The 22,055-nt window shown below is 63.3% G+C and carries 17 protein-coding genes, 1 tRNA gene and 1 pseudogene; 8 read left to right on the top strand and 11 right to left on the bottom strand.

Annotated elements, in window-relative coordinates:
• Window positions 1-26 precede the first annotated feature (26 nt).
• Both ACP15H_RS05915 and ACP15H_RS05910 read left to right on the top strand, forming a co-directional pair.
• Complete coding sequence (locus ACP15H_RS05915) at window positions 27-1,097, top strand: SGNH/GDSL hydrolase family protein (RefSeq protein ID WP_425065277.1); 1,071 nt, start codon at window positions 27-29, stop codon at window positions 1,095-1,097.
• 1 nt (window position 1,098) lies between these two features.
• Complete coding sequence (locus ACP15H_RS05910) at window positions 1,099-2,148, top strand: SGNH/GDSL hydrolase family protein (RefSeq protein ID WP_425065276.1); 1,050 nt, start codon at window positions 1,099-1,101, stop codon at window positions 2,146-2,148.
• On the opposite strand, the gene guaB is transcribed toward ACP15H_RS05910, so the two are convergent.
• The 4 genes from guaB to ACP15H_RS05890 all read right to left on the bottom strand — a co-directional run bounded on the left by guaB (window position 2,130) and on the right by ACP15H_RS05890 (window position 6,029).
• Entirely contained in the window at window positions 2,130-3,593 is a 1,464-nt protein-coding gene (gene guaB / locus ACP15H_RS05905) for an IMP dehydrogenase (RefSeq protein WP_425065275.1), read from the bottom strand. The genes ACP15H_RS05910 and guaB overlap by 19 nt on opposite strands.
• A 128-nt stretch (window positions 3,594-3,721) precedes the next feature.
• Window positions 3,722-4,231 (bottom strand): DUF1993 domain-containing protein, encoded by a 510-nt coding sequence (locus ACP15H_RS05900; RefSeq protein ID WP_425065274.1) that lies wholly within the window; start codon window positions 4,229-4,231, stop codon window positions 3,722-3,724.
• Window positions 4,232-4,266: 35 nt separating this feature from the next.
• Complete coding sequence (locus tag ACP15H_RS05895) at window positions 4,267-4,959, bottom strand: RlmE family RNA methyltransferase (RefSeq protein WP_425065273.1); 693 nt, start codon at window positions 4,957-4,959, stop codon at window positions 4,267-4,269.
• A 2-nt stretch (window positions 4,960-4,961) separates the two neighbouring features.
• A complete protein-coding gene (locus tag ACP15H_RS05890) occupies window positions 4,962-6,029 on the bottom strand; it encodes a Ppx/GppA phosphatase family protein (RefSeq protein ID WP_425065272.1) in 1,068 nt (355 codons plus the stop codon).
• 115 nt (window positions 6,030-6,144) lie between these two features.
• On the opposite strand from ACP15H_RS05890, the gene ACP15H_RS05885 reads away from it, so the two are divergent.
• From ACP15H_RS05885 to ACP15H_RS05875, 3 genes are all read left to right on the top strand, one after another.
• A tRNA-Gln gene (locus ACP15H_RS05885) sits at window positions 6,145-6,218 on the top strand.
• Window positions 6,219-6,286: 68 nt separating this feature from the next.
• Window positions 6,287-8,002, top strand: coding sequence for a tyrosine-type recombinase/integrase (locus ACP15H_RS05880; RefSeq protein WP_425065271.1), 1,716 nt, complete (start codon window positions 6,287-6,289; stop codon window positions 8,000-8,002).
• 409 nt (window positions 8,003-8,411) lie between these two features.
• On the top strand, window positions 8,412-9,131 hold the full coding sequence (locus ACP15H_RS05875) for a hypothetical protein (protein ID WP_425065270.1): 720 nt from the start codon (window positions 8,412-8,414) through the stop codon (window positions 9,129-9,131).
• On the opposite strand, the gene ACP15H_RS05870 is transcribed toward ACP15H_RS05875, so the two are convergent.
• The 3 genes and pseudogenes from ACP15H_RS05870 to ACP15H_RS05860 all read right to left on the bottom strand — a co-directional run bounded on the left by ACP15H_RS05870 (window position 9,128) and on the right by ACP15H_RS05860 (window position 11,313).
• Entirely contained in the window at window positions 9,128-10,699 is a 1,572-nt protein-coding gene (locus ACP15H_RS05870; protein WP_425069990.1) for a hypothetical protein, read from the bottom strand. The genes ACP15H_RS05875 and ACP15H_RS05870 overlap by 4 nt on opposite strands.
• 39 nt (window positions 10,700-10,738) lie before the next feature.
• Window positions 10,739-10,801 (bottom strand): annotated as a pseudogene (locus ACP15H_RS05865) (SEC-C metal-binding domain-containing protein); the annotation flags it as partial.
• Between the two features lie 215 nt (window positions 10,802-11,016).
• Window positions 11,017-11,313 (bottom strand): hypothetical protein, encoded by a 297-nt coding sequence (locus tag ACP15H_RS05860; RefSeq protein ID WP_425065269.1) that lies wholly within the window; start codon window positions 11,311-11,313, stop codon window positions 11,017-11,019.
• Between the two features lie 154 nt (window positions 11,314-11,467).
• On the opposite strand from ACP15H_RS05860, the gene ACP15H_RS05855 reads away from it, so the two are divergent.
• Entirely contained in the window at window positions 11,468-12,169 is a 702-nt protein-coding gene (locus tag ACP15H_RS05855; protein ID WP_425065268.1) for a recombinase family protein, read from the top strand.
• 2,134 nt (window positions 12,170-14,303) lie between these two features.
• Window positions 14,304-16,142: a hypothetical protein gene (locus tag ACP15H_RS05850; RefSeq protein WP_425065267.1), complete on the top strand. Its 1,839-nt coding sequence runs from the start codon at window positions 14,304-14,306 to the stop codon at window positions 16,140-16,142.
• On the opposite strand, the gene ACP15H_RS05845 is transcribed toward ACP15H_RS05850, so the two are convergent.
• From ACP15H_RS05845 to cysD, 3 genes are all read right to left on the bottom strand, one after another.
• Entirely contained in the window at window positions 16,139-17,164 is a 1,026-nt protein-coding gene (locus ACP15H_RS05845; protein ID WP_425065266.1) for a hypothetical protein, read from the bottom strand. The genes ACP15H_RS05850 and ACP15H_RS05845 overlap by 4 nt on opposite strands.
• A 197-nt stretch (window positions 17,165-17,361) precedes the next feature.
• Window positions 17,362-19,260 carry a sulfate adenylyltransferase subunit CysN gene (cysN, locus tag ACP15H_RS05840; RefSeq protein ID WP_425065265.1) on the bottom strand — a complete coding sequence of 633 codons (1,899 nt, stop codon included), beginning with the start codon at window positions 19,258-19,260 and terminating at the stop codon, window positions 17,362-17,364.
• Window positions 19,260-20,111, bottom strand: coding sequence for a sulfate adenylyltransferase subunit CysD (gene cysD, locus ACP15H_RS05835; protein WP_425069864.1), 852 nt, complete (start codon window positions 20,109-20,111; stop codon window positions 19,260-19,262). The genes cysN and cysD overlap by 1 nt, the downstream gene beginning before the upstream one ends.
• A gap of 374 nt (window positions 20,112-20,485) precedes the next feature.
• Between cysD and ACP15H_RS05830 the strand changes: the two genes are divergently transcribed.
• Entirely contained in the window at window positions 20,486-21,223 is a 738-nt protein-coding gene (locus ACP15H_RS05830) for a hypothetical protein (RefSeq protein ID WP_425065264.1), read from the top strand.
• Window positions 21,224-21,238: 15 nt separating this feature from the next.
• Here the strand turns inward: ACP15H_RS05830 and ACP15H_RS05825 are convergent, their stop codons facing one another.
• Window positions 21,239-22,030: an ABC transporter permease gene (locus ACP15H_RS05825; RefSeq protein ID WP_425065263.1), complete on the bottom strand. Its 792-nt coding sequence runs from the start codon at window positions 22,028-22,030 to the stop codon at window positions 21,239-21,241.
• Window positions 22,031-22,055 lie beyond the last annotated feature (25 nt).

Raw genomic sequence — 22,055 nt, 5'->3', positions numbered from 1 at the left:
TCTCCTTGTCAAAGCATGCCGCTACGATGAATACGCCCGACGCGCAACGTCCGCGCTCCGAGCTTCTCCACCGCACCATCCTCGTCCTCGTCTCGGTGGTGATCGGCCTCGGCCTGATCGAGCTGGGCGTCCGCGCCTCGACCTGGACCTGGCTGTTCGCCTGGCCGAACTACGTGCTCGACGCGCGCAAGGTCCTGGCGGAGACCGACAACGGCCGCTCGGTGCATGACGACCGGCTGGGCTACCGGCCGCGTCCCGGCTATGCGGCGCCCGGCGTCACGATCGGCGGCGACGGCTTGCGCGACACCGGGCCCGTGCCCCCTGGCGACAAGCCGCCGATCCTCGCGGTGGGCGATTCCTTCACCTTCGGCGAAGAGGTCGGCGACGGCGACAGCTGGCCCGCCGATCTGCAGCGGATCACCGGCCGGCGGGTGCTGAACGGCGGCGTCAGCGGCTACGGCTTCGACCAGGCCGTGCTGCGCGCCGAGGCGCTGGCGCCGGTCTACCGGCCGGGCGCCATCGTCGTGGCCTTCATCGCCGACGATATCCGCCGCACCGAGATGCGGCGCCTGTGGAGCGCCGACAAGCCCTACTTCGACCCCGAGGGCGACGGGCTGGCGCTGCGCAACGTGCCGGTGCCGCCGCGCGCCCCGGCCGAGACCACGCTGACCTTCTGGCAGCGCACCCTGGGCTATTCCTACGCCTTCGACTTCATCATGCGGCGGCTCGACCTGCTGCACGACTGGTTCGGCGACCATATCCGCGTCCACCCGGCCGGCACCGGCGAGCGCATCGCCTGCCGGCTCACCGCGCGGCTGGCCGGACTGCAGAAGAGCAGCGGCGCGCCGGTGCTGCTGGTCGCCGAATACGATCCCGTCGTGTGGGACGATCCGACATTTGCCGCCGAGCAGCGCCGCCTGACGGCGGGCCTGCTGGACTGCGCCCGCCGCAACGGCCTGGCCACGCTCGACACCTACGAGGCCCTGGCGGCGACGCCGCGGCCACGCGATCTCTACGTGCTGTGGCACATGAACGCCCGCGGCAATGGGCTGGTCGCGCGGCTGGTCGCCGGCGCCCTCGGCGACAAGGCCAACTGAAATGTTCGGCCGGGCCGCGCTGGTCGTCGGCTCGGTGCTGGTGACGCTCCTGATGCTCGAACTGGGCTGCCGCCTCTGGCGCGGCCCCGCCGCACTGCTGGACTGGTCCAACATCATCCGAGCCGAGCGCCAGGCCACGCTGAACGCCGGCGCCGGACGACTGAAGCGCGACAGCGAGCTGGGCTTCGTCCTGAGACCGGGATTCACCGCGGAGGGCATCACCTACGACCTGCACGGCCACCGCCTCACCCCGGCCCCGGCCGGCAGCGTGCTGGCCGAGCCGCCGGTGCTGGTGGTGGGCGATTCCTATGCCCATGGCGACGAGGTGAGCGACGAGGAGACCTGGGCGGCCCTGCTGCAGCCGCTGATCGGCCGCCGCACCGTCAATGCGGGCGTGAGCGGCTACGGGCTCGACCAGACCGTCCTGCGGGCCGTGCAGCAGGTGCCCGAGGTCAAGCCGGCCGCGCTGGTCCTGGTCTTCATCGCCGACGATCTGCGGCGCAGCGAGATGAGCCGCGTGTGGGGGGCGGAGAAGCCCTATTTCGAGCCGGCGGGCGACGACCTCACCTTGCGCAACGTCCCCGTCCCGCCCTCGCCGTCGCCCTCGGCCAGCCTCGACCTCTGGCAGCGCCTGTTCGGCTGGTCGGTGCTGGTCGACACGATCCTGCGCCACAAAGGCTGGCAGTACGAATGGTCGATCGACCATGTCCGCGTGCTGCCGCGCGGCGCCGGCGTGGCCATGGCCTGCCCGCTGCTGAAGCGGCTGGCCGGCCTCGACGTGCCGACCCTCGTGGTGGCGGAATACGACCCCTATGTCTGGAAGAACGCCGAGTATGCCGGCGAGCAGCGCCGCCTCTCGCGCAGCGTGCTGGACTGCGCCCGCGCCGCGGGCTTGGGCACCCTCGACCTGTTCGACGCCATCGACGAGGGCGTCAGGCGCGACGGTTACGCCGCGATGTTCCAGTCCTCGCACCCCGGCCCGCTCGGCCACCGGATCGCGGCAGAGCGGATCGCCGAGGCGCTGAAGAACGGTTACATGCCGCCGCGGTAGTTCGGCGCCTCGCGCATGATCTCGACGTCGTGCACGTGGCTCTCGCGCAGGCCCGAGCCGGTGATGCGCAGGAACTGGCAATTGGTCTGCATCTCGCGGATCGTGCCGTTGCCGGTATAGCCCATGGCCGCCCGCAGGCCGCCGACCAGCTGGTGCAGGATGCTGCCCACCGCACCCTTGTAGGGCACGCGGCCCTCGATGCCCTCGGGCACCAGCTTGAGCGTGCTCTGCACCTCCTGCTGGAAGTAGCGGTCGGCCGAGCCGCGCGCCATGGCGCCGATCGAGCCCATGCCGCGGTACGACTTGTAGGAGCGGCCCTGGTAGAGGATCACCTCGCCCGGCGCCTCGTCCGTGCCGGCCAGTAGCGAGCCGATCATGGCGCAGTCGGCGCCGGCGGCGATCGCCTTGGCGAGGTCGCCGGAATACTTGATGCCGCCGTCGCCGATCGCGGGAACGCCCGCGGCGCGGCAGGCCTCGGCCGCCTCCATGATGGCGGTGAGCTGCGGCACGCCGACCCCGGCCACCATGCGGGTGGTGCAGATCGAGCCCGGGCCGATGCCGATCTTGACGGCATCGGCGCCGGCATCGATCAGCGCCTGGGCGCCCTCGCGCGTGGCGACGTTGCCCGCCATCACCTGGGTGTAGTTGCTGAGCTTCTTCACCCGCGTCACGGCCTCGAGCACACCGCGCGAATGGCCGTGCGCGGTGTCGACCACGATGACGTCGACATCGGCGTCGATCAGCAGCTGGGCGCGGCGCAGCCCGTCCTCGCCGACGCCGGTGGCCGCAGCCGTGCGCAGCCGGCCCTTCTCGTCCTTGCTGGCGCCCGGGAACTTGTTGGCCTTCTCGATGTCCTTGACGGTGATCAGGCCGATGCAGCGATAGTTCCCATCGACCACCAGCAGCTTCTCGATCCGGAACTGGTGGAGCAGCCGCTTGGCCTCTTCCTTGGTCGCGCCTTCGGTCACGGTGACGAGGCGTTCCTTGGTCATCAGCGTGCTGACCGGCGTGCCGCTCTCGGTAGCGAAGCGGACGTCGCGGTTGGTCAGGATGCCCGCCAGCTTGCCGCTGCCGCGCTCGACCACGGGAATGCCCGAGATCTGGTTGACCTCCATCAGCGCCAGCGCCTCGGCCAGCGTCTGGTCGGGATGGATGGTGACGGGGTTCACCACCATGCCGCTTTCGAACTTCTTGACCCGGCGGACCTCGTTGGCCTGCGCCTCGGGCTCGAGGTTCTTGTGGATGACGCCGATGCCGCCGGCCTGGGCCATGGCGATCGCCATGCCCGACTCGGTGACGGTGTCCATTGCCGCCGACATCAGCGGGATGTTGAGCTCGATGGTGCGCGTGAGGCGTGTGCGGGTGTCGGTCTGTCCGGGCAGGACCGACGAGGCAGCAGGCTTCAGGAGGACGTCATCGAAGGTGAGCGCTTCCTGAATCTGCATACCAACCTCCAGTGAGGAGAAATAAAAACGGCGGCCCTCGGAGAGGGCCGCCGGGTTGGCGAGCCGTTATACACAGTGCTGCGCACAAGCCAAGTGCGCTCACGCGTGTCCGTTATGCACAGGTAACCCTACACGGCACCCAGGAAATCGCGTTTCCCGATTTCGACACCGGACTGGCGCAAGATTGCGTAGGCGGTGGTGCAGTGGAAATAGAGGTTCGGGAGGGCGAAGTGCAGGAGATACTGCTCTCCGTTCAGTTTCAGCGGATTGCCCGCGATGGTCAGGACGATCTCGCGGCTCTCGCTGCCGTCGATCTGCTCCGCCTTGAAGCCCTTGATGTAATCCAGCACCGCAGCGATGCGCTTCTGCAGCTCCGCAAGCGTCTTCTCGGCATTGTCATGCGGCGCCGGCACCTCGACCCCGGCGAGGCGGGCCGCGCTCTCCTCGGCGAAACGGCAGGCGATCTGCACCTGGCGGGTGAACGGCAGCATGTCCGGCGTCAGCCGGGTCGCCCCCAGGACGGCCTCGTCGATCTTCTTGGCCGCGGCCCAGGCCGAGCCCTTCTCCAGGACCTTGGCCAGAGCGCCGAGCTGGCGCTGGTAGACGGGAATCGAGGCACCGTACATGCCGAGCGACATGGGACTTTCTCCGGTTGGGACAGAACCGGCGAAATCTATCCGCGGAAGCCCGTGCCGACGACATACATTTCCGCCGAATCGGCTCGGCTGGCCTCTGGCTTGAAGTGACGAACCTTCTCGAAGTCCTTCTTCAGCCGGTCGAGCAGGGTCCGCTCGGTGCCGCCGCGCAGCACCTTGGCGACGAAGGCGCCGCCGGGCTTCAGGATCTCGCGGGCGAAGTCGTGGGCGGCCTCCGCCAGCCCCATGATCCGCATATGGTCGACCTGGGTCTCGCCCGTCGCCGCGGCCGCCATGTCGCTCAGCACGACGTCGGCCGGCCCGCCCAGCAGCTCAGTCAGCAGCGCGGGCGCATCGTCGTCATAGAAGTCCTTGGCGAGCACGGTGGCCCCTGCGATCGGCTCGACCGGCGTGAGATCGATGCCGATCACCACCCCCTTGTTCTTGCCCGAACTCACCCGTTCGACCGAAACCTGCGTCCAGCCGCCCGGCGCCGCGCCGAGATCGATGACCCGGCCGCCCGGCTTCAGGAAATGGAACTGGTCGTCGATCTGCAGCAGCTTGAAGGCCGCGCGCGAGCGATAGCCGCGCTTCTTGGCCTCCTCGACATAGGGATCGTTGAGCTGGCGCTGCAGCCAGCGCTGGGAGGAGACGGTGCGCCCGCGCGCCGTCTTGACGCGGACCGTGGCGCGCCGGCCCGTGGGGACGCTGCCCTTTGTGTCTTTTGCCATGGTCAGCCGCCCCGGCGGCAGTGCTGGTCGGCCTCGCGATCGGCCTCGCGCATCAGGTCCATCAGCACGCCCTCGCGCAGGCCGCGGTCGGCCACCCGCACGACCGGTGCCGCCCATTGCCGGCAGACCGCCTCGAGGATCGCCCCACCCGCCAGCGCCAGATCGGCACGATCGTCGCCGATGCAGGGCAGATGGGTGAGTTGATCGACCGACAGCGTGGAAAGCTCTTCACAGATACGCAAGATCTCCTCTCGGCCGATTCGCGAACCGTCGACCAGGGTGCGGTTATAGCGCTTCAGGCCCTGATGGTGTGCACTGATCGTCGTCACGGTGCCGGAGGCGCCAATCATCTGGACTTCGCCGCGCGCGATCGTCGGTCCGATCTGGTGCAGCGCGCAGAAAGGCCGGAGGTCGCTCTGGATCCGCTCGACCATGTCGGCGTAGCACGCCCGGGTCAGCGCCCGCTCACGCGGCTGGCCGCGCGTGCAGGATTCCGTCAGCGTAACGACGCCCCAGGGCACCGAGGTCATGCCGATCAGCTCGGTCGTCGCACAGCCGGGGCGACCCGGGCGCGGCGTGACCCTGATCCAGCTCACCTCGGTCGAGCCGCCGCCGATATCGACCAGCAGGGCAAAGGGGATGTCGGGATCCAGCAGGTTCTCGCAGCTCGCGAGGGCCAGCCTCGCCTCTTCCGGCGGCTGGATCAGGTCGAAGCTGAGGCCGGTGCGCGCTTTCACCATGCCCAGGAAGTCGCCGGCGTTGCCGGCGCGGCGGCATGCCTCGGTCGCGATGTGACGGGCACGGGTCACGCCGTTGCGCTCGATTTTGGCCGCGCAGACGCCAAGCGCATGCAGCGTGCGTTCGATGGCTTCCCCGCATAGCGAACCGCTCAGCGCCACCCCCTCGCCCAGCCGAACGGGGCGAGAATAGGCATCGATCACCTCAAAACCCTCGACCGATGCCTTCGCCACCAGGAGCCGGCAATTGTTGGTGCCGAGATCGATGGCAGCGAAGGTGTGCGCAAATCGACCGCTGTGCCAGCCTCCCTTGGGCGTGGATTCCCCGGTCATTCACAACTCTTCCTTGGTGGGGATCGTAACCGAGGAAACAGTCCACGGCGAGGCCCCGCTTGCCAATCGGTTCCGTCATCGCTAAATCGTGCGCCGACGAGGTCCGCAGGGTCCTTGGGGGATAGTTTAACGGTAGAACAACTGGCTCTGACCCGGTTAGTCTTGGTTCGAATCCAGGTCCCCCAGCCACCTCCTGCACCTGAAGCTCCTGATTTTTCTGCACTTTTCGACCGCCGGCCTTGTTCGGAAGGTCGCTCATGGGCTCCGCGCTCCCACAATGCTCCCACATCGGCTTGCGCTCCGGCCGCGTCGAAGTGGCTCACCTCACGCGGAAGCGGGGTATCTATTACTGGCGTCGCCGTCTGCCCGCTCGACTTGGAAGCGAGGTCTCTCTGTCGCTCGGGACGCGCGGGTTCCGGGTGGCCGAGTACCTCGCGGCGAAGTTAGACGGCGAGTTCTTTCGCGTAGTGGCCACCGTGACCGACCTCCCCCTAATTCGCTCCATCCTTCGCGCGTACCTCGCCGAGTGTTTGGAGGCTGACAGCCAGCAACGCTTGGCAGCCAAACCGGGGAAGCCAGTCTATGGCTGGGGCGCGTCGCCGGATGACGACCCGGTCGACGTCGACCTCGACGCCGTGGTCGACAACTTGGGTGACGCCCGCCGGGCCCTTGCGGAGCGGGACTACCGATCAGTTGCCCACACTGTAGGCGGACTCATCCAACGGCACGGCATCCCCGCTGAACATCGAAATGCGCTTGCCCAAGGGATTTTGGAAGTTCGCGTCGAATTGTTCGAGGAGATGAAGCGCCGCGTTCTGGGCCAGGTTCCACAGGTCTTCAGCAGCGAGCCGACTCCCGCGAGTTTCCCAACCCTACCGACCTCGCGCCCCCCGGAGCCAGTTGGCCCGCTCTTCTCGGCGGCCCTACCCTCCTACATCGACCTCGCGGTCAAGGATAAGGGCTGGCGCGGCCAGTCGCTCGCTCAGAACGAAGCCACCTTCGATATGTTCAAGGAAGTCTGCGGCGACCTGCCGGTGGAGCAGTACACCCGGCGCAATCTGAGCGAGTTCTATAACACCCTTCGGGCTCTCCCCGCGCTTTACTCCAAGGACAAACGTTGGCGCGGCATGACGCTGGCGAAGATCGTAGAAGCGGCCAAGGACGATCCCGCTCCGCGCCTGACAATGAAGACCGTGGCTCGCCACTTCTCCGCTATGGGTGGCTTCTTCACCTACGCGAAGCGCCATGGACTCATCGAAGGCGACAATCCCGCGCACGGATTCGAGTTCCCTCGGAAAGGCCGCGCCAACAGCCGGCGGAAGATGTGGGAAGGCGACAAGCTGACGAAGCTGTTCCAATCGCCAGTCTGGACGGGGTGCCATCCAGTTTTCAGGTCGCAGCCCGGTCCGCACGTGATCCGCGATGAGAAGTACTGGCTGCCGCTCCTAGGCCTGTACCATGGCAATCGACTTGAGGAGTTCGCGCAGCTTCGTGGTGAGGACGTCAGGCAGGCGGACGGCGTGTGGTTCCTCCGCGTTCACGGAGAGGATGGGCGCCAGATCAAGAATGATCAGTCCGCGCGGCGGGTACCTCTGCATCCCGAGCTGGAGCGCCTAGGGTTCCTCGACTATGTCCGCGAGACGGCGCCCAAGGCGGGCGACATGGTTTTCCCGCTGCTGAAGCCTGCCGGGCCAGACAAGAAGCTCGGCTATCACTTCACCAAGTGGTGGACGAACTACCGTAAGGCCGTTGGCCTCTACGAAACGGCGCTCGACTACCATTCTTTCAGACATGGCGTGACCACCAAGCTGTTCGCGGCGGGCGTCTCGACCGTGATCGTGGACGAGCTGACAGGGCATGAGGGCGAAGGGACATCGGAAAGGGTCTACAAGAAAGACATGCCGCTACCGTTGCTGCGCGACGCGATAGCCAAAGTGGCTTGGCCGGAGGTTCACATTTCAGCGCCCGATTGATCTGCACAGACCGCGCCCAGCGAGAACTATCGTCGTGCCTCTGAGTAGCGTAATTGTATATCTGCACACAACCAGTAGCGACCTAGATGCCACTCGGAGCGGAACGGCAATTGCTTGGAGGTTAGAGATGTCTCAGGAGCAGGAGCCCTGCCCCATATGTACTACGCCCTGTCTGCAGACTTTCGCCGGACCTGAAGTGGGTTACACGATCCGTTGTCCGCGCTGTGGCGAATTTTACTTGGATACCGACGCCAGCCATTCCTTCAGTCGGGCATTCTTACAGATGCAGGAAGCAGAAGCTTTGGTTGTGCGGTCTGTGGCGTCCCATGTCATTCGCCGGATGACGCGAACACCCAATCGGTACCCTCAGGTAACACGCGCAGTTTATGAGGACGTACTCCGACGACAGATGCCCTCGCCTCAGGAACAGGCAGACAATCTCATTCAGTGGCTTGGCACGCTCCTCGTGTCCACCCCGGAGCGGACGTTAGCTCTCCCTGCTCCGCAAGTGGCGGCGACAATCGGCACCGCCGACAAGCCGGCTCGAACAGAAGGGCTCTCCTACATTGCGTCACACCTTCAGGACCAGAAGCTCATCAGCTATTCGGTGAGCGGAGTCCTCTCTTCGCCGCAGTTCCTAGTGCAAATGACGTTTGCGGGCTGGGCAAGGTACTCGGAACTACAGCATGAGGTAACAAGAAGCCGCACGGCATTTATGGCGATGCAGTACAATGACCCCCAGCTTGATATCGTCTATCGGTCTTGCTTCAGCGCGGCAGTTGACCGCGCAGGGTTCAAGCTGCGGCGCTTGGATGAGTATCCTGAGGCCGGGCTGATCGACAACAGGCTACGCGCCGAAATTCGCTCTGCCGCGTTTTTGATAGCGGACCTCACACACCGCAACGCAGGGGCCTATTGGGAGGCGGGGTTCGCCGAGGGACTGGAGAAGCCCGTTATCTACACCTGCTCCAAGGACGTCTTCGATGATCCCAAGTCTCGTCCCCACTTCGACGTCAACCACCACACGACAATCATCTGGCATTCTGACCATCTTCAGAAAGCTGCCGATGAGCTGACGGCGACGATCCGGAACACTCTACCCAGTGAGGCCCGGATGGAGGACGCCTAGCCGGCGCCGGACGAGGCGCCGCCGCTGTCATGCACGCCGTTGTCGACCGGCCTTGGCTTTGTCCACATCGAAGCGACCATTAACTCGGCATGAGCGATCCGCAGGTCGTCATCGCTCATGGCCTCGTATCGTGCGTAGTCTGGGCGCTGACGCAGATGGGCAAGGAACGACTCGCGCGTACGGCCGGCCTCGGCTTCAATCAGCCACTCAAGCATCTCAAGCGGCTCTGTGATCGTCCGTCCCGACATCGTGACTTCGCCGAAGTAGGCGTCCCGGTGCGCCCGGAAATCGCGCAGCTCCGCTTCGGACATCGGGCGACGAAGAGTCGAGTGGACCGTGCCACGGGTAATCCCAAGGATCATCTCGCTCCGAGGTTCGTCAACGGTTGCCGAGGTAACGGTTCCGACTACGTCGGGGGAACTGTCACCGCTCTCGAAGCGATATGTCTCTCCGATCAATATTCGTTGCGCCCCGTCGAACGCAACGGACGGCAGTGAGCCATCGAAGGTCGTGGGAAACGTCATATCGGTCTGAAAGGAGTTCAAGATCGCGTAGGCATCTGCGTGGGCTCGCTTGCGTCGATAGGCGTCCCCCAATTGTATCGTGCCGGGCTTCATGAAATCAGGCATCCCGAGCCCATATGGGAACACGCTTGCGACCGGCCGCCGGGTGAGCTGCAGGTGGTAGGCGATGTTGGTCACGAACAAGTATCCACGGGTACCCGGGGGCATCTCGCGCTGCTCGTACTGCTCCAGTCGCGACGCCAAAGGGGCCATCCACCGCGGGTTCTCGACGTCCCCCTGGAGGCCGTGCTCTGTGTTCTGGTCGATGAAGATGAGGCGCTCGTTGGCGGCCGGCTTCGCTAAGGCGGCATTCAGATGCGTGACAACTTTTTTCGTCGGCTTGTCGTCCGAGCTACCGTCGAGCCGGGTCTTACCCAATCGGCCGGCTACTGCCCGCATCTTAGCCTCGACCCAGTACTTCTTTCCCGTCTTTGATGTAGCGGAGAACTCGCAATGCTTGGTTAGCCCGTCGGTCTCGTCCTCCAAAGCCAAGGTGAACCCTGCCTTCAGCAAGACACGCGCCACGATGACCTCGTAGTACGCGCCTTGAAAGTTGCCGGGGTCCTTCAGGCGCCGGATCAGGCGTTCCTGCAGTTCAACGTTGTGGTCGAGCAGGTAGAGCCCGTATGCCAAGCCCAAGTAGCACATGACGATTCCGGTGATCTCGGCGCTGCTGACCTCGTCCGGAATCTTGATGGTCGCGTGTTGGTGCTCGCAGCATATCTGGTACCACTGAATGATCGGGTGGCGCTGGGCGAAGGGCTTGGCGATCTCTGCATTGCCCCACTCGGGCCCCAGCTTGGTCTTCAGGTAATGAGACAGGAAGTCAGGGAAGGTCTTCCATCCCTTTCCCCAATAGACCGTATTGGCGACCCCAACGATCGTGTGGTCCCCAAGAGTGCCTGAGATGATCGGCTTCCCTTGGCCTTGCTGAACCTCGCGGATCCGTTCGTCCGCAAGATGCTGCTGCTGTAGGCGCTTAACGCGATCCCAATCGATCTCCAACGGGGCTCTCGGCGCAGGACCGTTCCGGGTGGGAGAATTGCAGCACTTCTTATACTTCTTCCCACTGCCGCACGGGCAGGGCTTGTTGGGGCCGATCTTCACAGTGGCTCATTCCTCAACTGGCTCCCCACAGCAGCCGAGAATATATCACCAAGCGGAATTTCGAGTAAGCTCGATCCTTGGGGACAACGGGCAAAATGAGCGGAAAATTCGTATGCCCTCCCGACGTCATCGGCTCACGGGATACCCCCCGGCCCCCCCCGGTCCCGAGTGAGGCTGAGCACAATGAGTCGTCCTGTCGCAGGTGGAAAAGGAGATCACTTGCATTCGTTCCCTTGGAAGCTGAAGCCCGTAACCTTCCCCTGCTCCACCTTGAACGTCGTCTTACACCGGCCGGTCAGTATCACGCCCTCGGCGTTGTACTTGCGGACCCGTGAGTAGGTTAGCAGGCGGGTGCCGTCGTCAGCGCGGTACGACGTGTCCGGTGCGCCCCACTCGGCTACAAGGTCGGCCTCAGGCTTCCCAACCCATGTCTGGAGGGTTTCCCGGTACCGCTCCGGCGACGCACATCCCGCCGATAGCATCGCAATCACAACGACGACAATCCACTTCATCACCATCCTCCAAGGTTGATTGGAAGCGCGGTTGTGGCACGGGTGCCCCCTCAACCGTATATGAGTCGTTTTGACTCAGGGACCATCCGTGCCAGCCCGTCGTATCAATCCGCGCAACGTTCGTTAGGCGGTTTGGTAAGGACCGGAGGTCGTGATGCGCGAGGCGAAGTGGGTGAGCTACTTGCGAGTGTCTACGGGCAGGCAGGGCCGTGGGGGTCTCGGCATCGAAGCCCAACGGGACGCAGTTGCTGCACTGGTACGGTCGCAGGGGGGCCGTATACTCGACGAGTTCGTTGAGGTGGAGAGCGGCGGCAACAACGAGCGCCCCGAGTTGCAGCGTGCCATACGTCGCGCCAAGGTTAGCGGGGCGCGGCTTCTGATAGCGAAATTAGATAGGTTGTCGAGGAATGCAGCCTTCCTCCTCCACCTTCGTGATAGCGGCGTACGATTCGTAGCGGCGGACCTCCCCACGGCTGACGAGACGGTGGTGGGGATCATGGCCGTGATCGCCCAGCGGGAGCGCGAGTTGATCGCTCAGCGCACCAAGGATGCTCTCGCGGTGGCGCGTCGGCGGCTCGCCTTGGAGGGCCGCAAGCTGGGCAACCCCAATGGCGCATCGGCGCTCCGCAAGGCGGCCAAGGGGAACCATGCGGCCATCGCGGCGGTGTCAGCGGCAGCCGAGCGGCGAGCAGAGGAGCTGCGGGAGACTCTGGCCGACGTCGTGGCGAGCGGCGCGGTGTCCCTATCGGCCATCGCGGCGGAGCTAAATCGGCGCGAGATCGAGTCGCCTCGGGGCGGCAGGTGGTACCCTGCGGGCGTGGCGCGACTACAGGAGCGGCTCCGCGCGGGCGGTTAGAGCCCCTGCCTGTCGCCCCCATCTTCCCGCCCGCCGACTCGCACTGCGAGTCTCTTCGCCAAGGCCCTTTTTCTGCCCGTAGGGAGTCTTCCATTCTGGTGGGAGGGAACCCCGTGATCCGGCCGAGAAACGAGTCCAGCGAGTCAAAAAATGGCCTTGGCGGGCATCCTACGCGCTACCCCCCCAGTCAAACCCTGCAGGTCGCGACTATCGCTCAATGAGCGGAGTCGGGTGGCGGCCACCGTAAGAGGAACCAGCGCCATGGGGCGGAAGTGCCAAGAGTACCGATGGTGTCAGCATCCAGAGGCCTTGGCGGGCAATTAGCACACACTCTCGCCCTACGCCCCCGTGCAGCTATACTCTAGGATAGCCTCTAGGATGATCTTTGGGATCGCCTGGAGAGCCCCTAGAGAGCAGTCAGACGTGGGGCTGGGCTTTCCTGTGGTGGGATGGGGGTTGGTCTCGGCATGGGACACCCCTCACACCCGTCCTGACTGAGCTGTCAAATGTGGGTGCTGAGCGAAGGGGATGGCTGGGGCCTTGTCCATACCCGCTACCGTCGCATCTCCATCAAGCAGGGCACTCCATCCAGAGGACCCAAAGGCGGTGCTCGCCCAGTAGGCCCATACGCACGTCTCGCCATCATCGCGTGCCACTATCTGTTTTTTGCTGTCGCCCTTCTCCCATTCGATGGACGTGACGTTCGCGCTGCGCGACGTGTAAGAGAATCGCTCCTAAAACGCGGGAGGGCCCGTGGGGTTCGTTCTGTGGGCTACCAAGTACGGCGCAATCGCATTCGCGATTTGGATTGTATTCACTTCCATTGAGCGGGCAGCGGAATGGCAGCGAGCCCAGGGCCGAGCTGAAATATGCGAGGCGATAGGCTGGAGGCATGCCGCCTGCTCGACAGCGAGGCGGTAGGGCGGGGGCAATAGCCGCGAGCCGACCAGTCCTCGGGGACTTCGAGAGCGGCCCGTGTCGTGGGGCCCGCTCAGACCTCCGCGTCGCTGGCAGGTCGCAGGCCAGCCTACACACATCATGGGTCTACGCTGTGCAAATGAGCAGGCGCAGGCCACCAAGGTGACCACGCTCGCGCAACTCGCCACCACGTCAACGAAGCGGGCATCGCCGCACCGCGCGGGGGAGCTTGGGGCAGGTCGCAGGTCCGAAGCCTGCTCGCGCGGCTGGCCGGACAGGGTCCAGTTCGGTCATCTCGAATCGCACCGCGAATCTCTCCGCTAAGGGCCCTATTCTGCCCGCACAGAATCGCGGGCCCTCGGGTGGCACCCACCTAGCCGCCCACCTTCGGATCGAATCCCACGAGTCAGAAAATGGCTCTGGCGGGCATCCTACGCGCCACCCTCGGTCACCCTACTGGGAGCGGCCATCGCTAACTGAGCGGAGACGAGTGGAGCCACGGCGAAGGCATTCAGCACCGTGGGGCCGAAGTGGCAAGAATACCGATGGCGTCGGCATCGAGGGGCCTTGAGGGGTAATTAGGGCCCACTCTCGCCTAATGCCCCCTGTGCTGTATTATAGGATAGCTTTTAGGATCGTCTTTAGGATCGCTTAAAGAGCGCCTAGAGAGCAGTCGGGCGTGGGCCAAGGGCTTTCCCTATGGTGGGATAGCGGGTGGCCATGGCATGGGCCACTCTCCACAGCCCTCCTAGTTGGGCTGTCAGATGTGGCCTCCAAGTTGGGGATGGGTGTGGTCCCCCTATTCCTCCCTTCCCAGCACCCCTTCTGGCTGGGCACTTCAACCGGGGGCCAATAGGCTACGAACGCCAAGCGTAGTGCCGTTCCAAGCGAAGCTGTCCAGATCAGTTTCCCTTGTGCGGGATCATCCCCCATCGCCCGCTTGACCCTCCCGTGGCCGTGCGCCCACAATGCGCCCACAACCGGCCGACGCCGGTCGAGAAGAGCCGCAGAATCGGGACATCCGTCAAAGTTGGTGCGCGTCCAGGTCCCCCAGCCACCCTGCAGAAGCGCTCTCCGGCATACCGGCCGCTCCTCCCTTGTGGATCGTTTGGCCCGCGACGGCGCCCCCGAGCCAGGTTCGCCTGCTCTGGTATGGAAACGCATTCTGGCAGCGCACAGGCGCACCGAGGCCGAGACGCGAGGCACCGGCAGCTGAATGACACTCGATCTGCGCGACCCCGATATTCTCCGCCGACACTCGATGGTGCCGTTCTGGTTCTGGAACGACACGATCACCGAAGCCGGCATCGCCACGCAGATCGACGACTTCATCGCTCACGGCGTACACGGCTTCGTGCTTCATCCCCGCGTAGGGCTGCCGACCGACTTGAGCTGGATGTCGGCGCCGCTGTTGGACCTCATGGAATTTGCCATCGACACGGCAAGCCGGCGGGGAATGCGGGTGATGCTCTACGACGAGGGAATGTACCCGTCCGGGGCGTGCGCCGGCGCCATCGTCGCCGCCCGGCCGGATCTGGCATGCCGCGGACTGGCCTGTCTGGAACTGATCGACGGCCGGGTGCCTGCTCTTCCCGACGGTCATCACCTGGTCGCGAGCGTGACCGCACGCGCCGGGCAGACGGTCGCCGTGATCGACCGACCCGTCGCTTCCTACAGCCGCGGACTGCATTTCATCGGCGAAGGCCCGGACGGCACCACACCGCCGATGGCCGACCTGCTCAATCCGGAAACCGTCGCATTGTTCATCCAGCTCACCCACGAGAGATTCTTCGCGCGGCTCGGCAAATATTTCGGCAGCACCATCATCGGAGTGTTCAGCGATGAGGCGAGCCCTCTCGGCAAGTGCCGCGAGCGAAATCTGGTACAGCCAGGAACCACAGGAATTCTGCCGCATGTCAGTCGACTGCTCGGCTACGACTTCACGCGGCATCTGCCCACGCTCTGGTACGACGACGAACCCGATGCGAAACGACACAAGCAGGACTACCTGCTGGCAATAAGGAAGCGGCTCGCCGAAACCTGGTACGCTCCGCTCAGCCGTTGGTGTGGCGATCATGGCGTGGCGCTCTGCGGCCATCCCGCGCGAGGCGACGAGATAGCCTCGCTTCGGTATTTCCATATTCCCGGTCAGGACCTGGTCCACCGGAAGGTTGAGATGGATCAGCCCTCTGCCGTGAATGGCAAGGAGTCGCCGCAGGCCAAGGCGACCTCCTCGACCATGAGTCATTTCAAGAGGCGCCTCAACAGCAGCGAATTCGGCGGCGGATACGGCCTCCAGACGACGTTCGAGGAGATCCGCTGGCTGGCATGGTGGTGTGTCAGCAGGGGCGTGAATCTCCTGATCCCGCATGCCTTCTTCTATTCGGTGCGGGGCCATCGCCTCGAGGATTCACCACCGCCGATCGGCCCGCACAGCTCCTACTGGAGCGAGTTCAAACCCTTCGCCGAGGCCAGTGCGCGGCTCTGTTGGGTCAATACCGATTCCCGCCAGGTTTGCGACGTCGCCATCCTGGCCCTCGGAGATCGATGCCTCTGGGCGGCCGCGCGGGCATGTTTGCAAAATCAGATCGACTTCAACTACCTCGATGCCGGCATCATCGACGCCTGCGCGACGATCGACGCGAAGGGCATCGCGATCGGCGATGCGTTCTACAGCGTATTGATCGTCGAAGGTGCCCTGCCCCCTTCCCTGATCGAGCGACTGAAGCCGCTCGCCGCGGCTGGCCGGATCGTGTCATGGACCAAGGAAAAGCCCGGCCTTGCCGCGCTTCGAAAGCTGTGGAAGCCCGATCTGCAATTCGCGTCGGCCGTGCCGGCGCTGAGGATCCGACACCAGATCAAGGACGGCGATCACTACTACATCTTCTTCAACGAGGGGGCGGCACCGATCGATACCGCCGTCACGATGGCGCCCCCTGGACATTGGGAATGGATCGACCTGGCGACGGGTCTGTCGGAACCAGCAAGCGAGCCGCTGCGAATCGCCGTCCCCCCGCATGACATCCGCTTGGCCCGGGTCTCCGTCGCAGGCTAGGGCGCGACGCCTCGCGCCTGGCGCGCCTGGCGAAGGGCGCGACGCTGTTCCAGGGTCATCCTGGCCATCCGTTCTGCCTTCCTGACTTTCCTGCTCTCTCCGGTCGGCTTGGGGGCTTTTTCATGCGCGAACGCCCAAAGCCGGGCGCTGAGGTCGACGGCCTCATCGACGGACAATGCCGGGGGTTGCTCGGGGGCGTCACCCGGCACCTCGTGGAATAGCTGGCCGTCAGTGCGCCCTAGGTACTTCGCGGCGATCGCCGCGTTGCTGTCCCGGTATCGGGCGAGGATTTCGAGGGCGCACTTGCTGTCCAGGCGCAGCGGCGGCCCGTTGGAGATGCTTGTCAGAGCCTGTACCAGCGAGCGCCGCTGCTCGTTGAACCGGTCGTCGATGAATCGCGGAAACAACGGATTGAGCCGGCGCAGGAACTCCGTTTCCCTCGCGCCGAGGCTGACGTTTCTCTCGACGTTGACCGCGCCTGCCAGCGGACAGCCCACGAAGGACATGAAATCGGCGACGGCATCATTACCGGTCAGCTGGCCTCTTTCGAACACGCGCACGCATATGCGTTCTCTCCCGAAAGCACTTTCCCACCGGTCGAGCAGCACCTGATAGTCCAGCACGAGATGATCGAAACTCTCGGGGGACATCCAGGCTGCCGTGCTGCCGCCCCTGACGTGCTGGGCATACGCGCTAACATAGTAGGCGTCCTGCCGTCGCAGATAGATCACGATGCGCACGGGACGCGGCCCCATTGCGGCAAGGACCTCCTTGAGCCTGTCGAACTCCGCGGAGTCCTGGAGGTGGATCAGGTGCTCGCTGGACAGGATGACCGTGTCGTCGTCAGCCCACGAAGCGGCGTCGGCTTTCAATGTCGCGAGCAGCGCTCCCCGGAACCCGCGCACTTTCTCCGCCGTCGACAATCCATGGATCAGTCGCAGGGCGCCCCTGTCTTCATCGGCCAGGGCGAAGAGCGGAATATTATAGTGATTCTTCAGCCCCGCCGAGGCGGGGACGACCAACCCCTTTTGGCGAAGTGCAACTCTGTTCTTCGCCAGGTAATGCTGAATCGAAGAGGTCCCGGTCTTATGGGTCCCGATATGAAGAAAGATAGGGCGAATGTCGCGACTCCGATTGGTTCAAGCAGTCTAGCCCGAACGCGCCGCCTGGGCGAAGGCGCCCTCACCGCCGGGCGGCCATCTTCCGCTAGACCTGCTCGTCACGCCTTTGGCGGCGCCCCAGCCTCGAGAAAGTCCAGCAACTGGCGGACGGCCTCTTCTATTGAGAGCTTGGCCGTCTCGATGCGCACCTCCGGGTTCTCCGGCGGTTCGTAAGGCGAGCTGATGCCCGTAAAGTTCATGATCTCCTGGCGGCGGGCCTTGCGATAGAGCCCCTTGGGATCGCGAACCTCACAGAGCTCGAGCGGCGTATCGACAAAGACTTCGATAAACTCGCCCTCGTTCATCAGGGTGCGTGCCATCTCCCGCTCCTCCCGGAACGGCGAGATGAACGAAACCAGGACGATGAGACCGGCTTCGGCCATCAGACGCGCGACCTCGGCCACGCGGCGAATGTTCTCGACCCGATCGGCATCGGTGAAGCCCAGGTCACGGTTCAGCCCATGGCGGACATTGTCGCCATCGAGCACATACGTATGCCGGCCGAGGCTGAAGAGCCGCTTCTCCAGCGCAGAGGCGATCGTCGACTTGCCCGATCCGGAGAGGCCGGTGAACCAGACGACGGCAGCCTTCTGATTCTTCTGCGCCGCCCGCTCGGCCCGTCCGATTTCCAGACTCTGCCAATGGATGTTCGTTGCCCGGCGAAGGGCAAAGTCGATCATCCCCATGCCGATGGTCTGGTTGGTGATGCGGTCGATCAGGATGAAACTGCCCAGTTCCCGATTGTCGGCATAGGCCTCGAACGCGACCGACTTGTCCAACGACAGATTGCACAGGCCGATCTCGTTCAACTGCAAGGTCTTCGCCGCCGTTCGCTCCAGGGTGTTGACGTTCACCTTGTGCTTCAGCGACGTCACCGTGGCCTGCGCGGTGCCCGTTCCGAGCTTCAGAAGATAGGAGCGGCCGGGCAACAGTTCTTCCCGCGCCATCCACAAGAGATGGACCTCGAACTGATCGGAAATGAGAACCGGTGCGTCGGCGCTGCAGATCACGTTGCCGCGGCTGACGTCGATTTCGCGATCGAGCACCAGCGTCACCGCCTGGCCGCAGACGGCGACATCGAGGTCACCGTCCTTCGTGACGATCCGCGTAATATTGGCCTCCTGGGCGGACGGCATCACCTTGATGCGCTCTCCGGCCCTGACCGTGCCGCTGGCGATCGTGCCGGCAAACCCCCTGAAATCGTGACTGGGCCTGTTCACCCATTGAACCGGCAACCGAAACGGCCTTCCCAGATCGTCGCCGACGACGTCGACCGTTTCCAGATACGGAAGCAGCGCGGGGCCGTGATACCAGGGCATGTTCGCGCTTGGGACGACCACGTTGTCGCCGCGCAATGCCGAGATCGGGATGCATTCGACATGCTCGATGCCGAGTTCGCTGGCGAATGCCAGGTACTTGGCGACGTAGGCCTCGAACACATCCTGGCGGTACCCGACGAGGTCCATCTTGTTGACCGCAAGCACCAGCTTGCGAATGCCGAGCATCGAGCAAATGTAGGTGTGCCGCCGCGTCTGCGTCAGCAGATCGGTGCTGCGATAGGCGTCCGCCAGGATGATCGCGATGTCCGCCGTCGAGGCGCCCGTGGCCATGTTGCGCGTGTATTGCTCGTGCCCCGGCGTGTCGGCCACGATGAACTTGCGCTTGTCGGTCGTGAAGAAACGGTACGCGACGTCGATCGTGATTCCCTGCTCGCGTTCGGCGGCGAGACCGTCGACAAGAAGGGCGAAATCCAGGTCACCGCCCTGCGTGCCGACGCGGGCACTTTCGGATTTCAGATTATCGAGCTGGTCGTCGAACAGCAGCTTGCCCTCGTAGAGCAAACGTCCGATCAACGTGGACTTGCCGTCGTCGACGCTGCCACAGGTGAGGAATCGCAGCAGATCCTTCTTTTCCTGGGATTGCAGATAGGAATCCAGGGTCGGGGCCGATCCGTGCATCAAAAGTAGCCTTCCTGCTTCTTCTTCTCCATCGAGCCTTCGCTGTCACGGTCGATGACCCGGCCCTGACGCTCCGAACTCCTGGCCCGCAACATTTCCTCGATGATGGCCGGCAGAGTCGCCGCCGAGCTTTCGACCGCGCCCGTCAAGGGGTAGCAGCCCAGCGTCCGGAACCGCACCATCCTCATCTGAGGCGTCTCACCGGACAGCAGCGGCATGCGCTCGTCATCCACCATGATCAGCGTGCCGTCGCGCTCCACCACCGGCCTCTCCTTGGCGAAATACAGTGGCACCACCGGAATATTCTCCAGGTAGATGTATTGCCAGATATCCAGCTCGGTCCAGTTCGACAGGGGGAAGACACGAATGCTCTCGCCCTTGTTCTTGCGGGCGTTGTAGAGACTCCAGGGCTCGGGACGCTGGTTCTTCGGGTCCCAGCGATGATGGGTGCTGCGCACCGAGAAGATACGCTCCTTGGCGCGCGACTTTTCCTCGTCGCGCCGCGCGCCGCCGAACGCAGCATCGAATCCGTGGCGATCCAGGGCCTGGCGCAGCCCTTGCGTCTTCATGACATCGGTGTGGATGGACGAACCGTGGTCGAAGGGGTTGATGCCGCGTCGCGCGCCCTCCTCGTTGATGTGCACGATCAACTTCAGGCCGAGTTCCGCCATGATGCGATCGCGAAAGGCGATCATCTCCCGGAACTTCCAGGTCGTGTCGACGTGCATGAAGGGGAACGGCGGCCTGGCCGGATAGAACGCCTTCATCGCGAGGTGAAGCATCACCGCCGAGTCTTTGCCGATCGAATAGAGCATGACGGGATTTTCGCATTCCGCGACCACCTCCCGCATGATGAAGATGCTCTCGGCCTCCAGTCGCTGGAGATGGGTCAATCGATTAGTCTGGTCCCACAAGATCAACTACCTCTTCATCATACTAAGCCGACCACTCTTGCGGCCGGGACTTGCAGCTTCGACGCTTCCAACAACGATCAAGCCCCTTCATCCCCCTGATCGCGTCGCCGCTAAGGCGACAAAGACGAAGGCAACGTTCCACTCGCCTGCCGCAGTCACCCAAGCCCCTCATTAATCGGTACACACTTCCGTCAGACGTCGCCACGCTACAGACGCTGACAACTGGACTATCCAAAAGATTGCTGGAACAATGTAGCACTCTTGAGAATACAAAAATTCCAGCCTGCGCACAGCACTTCCCGAGAGTGCAAATGATCGTTCTGAATTCAGTTTCAAAAACCATCAGCCGAGGGCGATTCAAGAGAACGCTCCTGGAAGACGTAAGCTGGGCCATCGAAGCGCGCACCCAGGTCGTCATCCTGGGTGATCGCCATTCGGGTGCCCCTGCCCTGCTGAACATTATCGGGGGCCTCATGCTGCCATCGTCCGGCTGGGTAGAACGCCGCTCAACGACATCGATCCCAGGCGGACTGCTTCGGTACGTAAGGCACGACACAACCCACCAACTCGTCGCCCGGTTATCACGGCTCTACCGCGTAGATCAGAAGGAGATTACCGATTTCGTAGCGCAAGGCGTCGGAAGACGAGACATCCTAAACGTCCCTCCCCGTTCGCTCCCTGCGCAAGTCCGGCAACAGGTTGCCATTCTATTGAATTATGCATTCCCCGTTGATTTCTACCTGTTCGAGAGTACCTCGATTGGGGTCAACACGGATCGAAGATTTCAGTTGTTCTGCGAGAGGGCATTCGAACTCCGAAGCAGTCATGCCGGAATCATCATGTTGGCCAGTACCGGAAAGGTAGCTCGCCGAGTCAGCAGCGACATGATGGGCGCTCTGGTCTACCGAGGAAGCGTCACGCTATATAAGCGCCTGGCAGATGCGATCATGGTATTTGAAAGCCTTCCCCCAGAGCGCCCCTCCGCAGAACATCCCACTTCTGGCTCTGAAATACTCGTTCAGAATGACGACGACATACTCGCCTTCTAATGGCAAGGCACACGGCTATTTTCTGTCGAGTCTCAATGCGGCACGGTCCAGCACAAATCCCAGAAACAATGTGATCAAAGTGAACTCGACTAGATAATCTCTGGAAAGAGAAATATGCGGATATCGCCCGTAGACTCCAAGGCGATACCATTCGATCGCGTGAGATAGTGGATTGACGATCATGATATCTCGCAACCAAGGTGGAGACAGATCGACGATAAAGATCACACCGGAAATGAAAATCAGGCCGCGGGTGGATATCCTGTAAACGACATACCAAAACGGCAGGAAGCCGTTGATTACGTTGTTAATCATCCCGACGCCCATTCCCAACAGAAAAAGCAGCAAGGTCGGAATAGCACACGACACAAGAGAGACGGGACGAGCGTCGTCAATCCCAGCGAGCCACAATGCGTACAGTACGAGAATCGTTGTGACGATGTTAAGCAAGGCTTCCAGTAGCGCTGTCGCAATATAGACGTCGAGTGCGCTGGCTCGCGGCATAAAGGAATATGCACCCGTTTCGGCCGCCCGTGTTCGCGACGAAACCCTCATGAAAAGGTAAAATGGCAAAAAACCCGTGGCGTAGAATAGAAACAAAGACGTGCCGTAGTTCGGAGTGGCTTGCTTTAGAAAGGCCCTAACTGTGTAGAAGACGCAGACGATGATGAGAGGCTCCAGTAGGTACACGAAAAACATCATCTTGCTTCCGCGTGTAGCTCTGGACAAGATTTGAGGCATCGACAGCCATATGACGGCGACCCAATTGCCAAATGCGATGAGGAAATTCCGAAGCCCCGTGTCCATTGGTCGGACTAGTCGACTGCGATGG

The organism is Reyranella sp. (assembly GCF_965249915.1).
Classification (GTDB): Bacteria; Pseudomonadota; Alphaproteobacteria; order Reyranellales; family Reyranellaceae; genus Reyranella.
Note: the sequence above shows the minus strand (reverse complement) of the source record. Positions and strands in the feature narration are given on the sequence as shown.